At 42.3% G+C, this 1,595-nt stretch carries 1 protein-coding gene; it reads left to right on the forward strand.

Annotation, left to right across the window (positions count from 1 at the left end):
• The first annotated feature begins 41 nt into the window (after positions 1–41).
• On the forward strand, positions 42–1,490 hold the full coding sequence (locus P2W72_RS15640; RefSeq protein WP_276364563.1) for an IS1182 family transposase: 1,449 nt from the start codon (positions 42–44) through the stop codon (positions 1,488–1,490).
• Positions 1,491–1,595 lie beyond the last annotated feature (105 nt).

Raw genomic sequence — 1,595 nt, forward strand, 5'->3', positions numbered from 1 at the left:
CTTTTTTTGTATTTTCAAGGAGAACAAGAACTCCTTTTTAGATGTTAGCACAACAACAAAAGATCCAATTCAGTACGTTTTCAGGATTGTACGATCTGATTGTACCTAAGGATAACCTTCTCCGCAAGATCAACGAACTGATAGATTTTTCATTTATCCACGAAGAACTGGTAGATAAATATTGCCTCAATAATGGTCGTGTGGCAGAGAGCCCCATACGCATGTTCAAATACTTGCTGTTGAAATCGATCTATAACGTTTCAGATGTTGATATCGTTGAGCGTTCTAGATATGATATGTCCTTCAAATATTTCCTGGAGATGTCGCCTGAGGAGGAAGTTATCAATTCCAGTTCGCTTACAAAGTTCAGAAAATTACGATTGAAGGATACCGATCTGTTAAATCTGTTGATTGGCAAAACGGTGTCCATTGCTATTGAAAAGGGTATAATCCGGTCAAGGTCTATAATTGTCGATGCCACGCACTCGCTTTCCAGATCAAATCCTTATTCAGCTTTGGAGGTATTGAGAGAACGGTCAAAACTGCTCAGGAAAACGGTTTATACGATAGACGAAGATATGAAAGGTGACATGCCGGAAAAGAATGATTCCAATGACCTGGAAAAGGAGCTGGCTTATTGTAGGGAACTTGAAAAGCGCATCGGATCGAATCAAACGTTAAGTTCTATCCCAGCGATCAAAGAGAAACTAAACCTGCTGAAGGAGACCGTTGAAGATACGGAGGAAAATTATACGCTCTCCAAGGACAAAGATGCCAGGACCGGTCATAAAACAGCTGATAGCTCATTCTTTGGCTACAAAACCCATTTGGCCATGACAGAAGAACGTATCATTACGGCCGCTGTGGTCACCTCAGGAGAAAAAGGGGATGGCCCGGAGCTTCCGAGACTTTTGGAGATCAGTCAAAACAATGGCATTGAAGTAAACACAATTATTGGGGATGCGGCTTATTCTGGGAAGGAAAACCTTGCGATAGCGGCCGGGCAGGACATCAATGTCGTAGCCAGACTGACCCCTGCCATAACCCAAGGTTCAAGAAAGGAAGAAGACAAGTTCGATTACAATAAGGACGCGGGTATGTTTGTCTGCCCGGCAGGCCACCTGGCCATCCGGAAAGCCCGCCAGGGGAAAAAGAATAGAGGAAAAAACCAGGCAGACACCTATTACTTTGACGTAGAAAAATGCAAAACCTGTCCATTGAGAGAGAACTGTTATAAACCGGGTGCAAAGACCAAAACCTATTCAGTCACTATAAGATCAGACCTGCACAAGGAGCAGATGGCCTTTCAGGAAACGGATCATTATAAGGAAAACATAAAACAAAGGTATAAGATCGAAGCGAAGAACAGCGAACTCAAAAACGTCCATGGTTATGGGCGTGCAATTTCTTATGGGATAAACAGCATGCAAATGCAGGGAGCATTGGCCATATTCACTGTAAATCTGAAAAGAATCCTCAAACTAATCTAATAAACCGAAAATACCACAAAAAACACCCTGTCGATTACTCATACCTTGAGGCCTATAATATTCCACCAGCATTAATCACGACTTTTGGCAAACAAAAAACGATCA

This window comes from Daejeonella sp. H1SJ63 (assembly GCF_029360775.1).
In the GTDB taxonomy this organism is placed as follows: Bacteria; Bacteroidota; Bacteroidia; order Sphingobacteriales; family Sphingobacteriaceae; genus Daejeonella.

Excerpts from the sequence above, each read along its gene's own strand:
- P2W72_RS15640 (WP_276364563.1), top strand. The coding sequence starts at position 42 with ATGTTAGCACAACAACAAAAGATCCAATTCAGTACGTTTTCAGGATTG.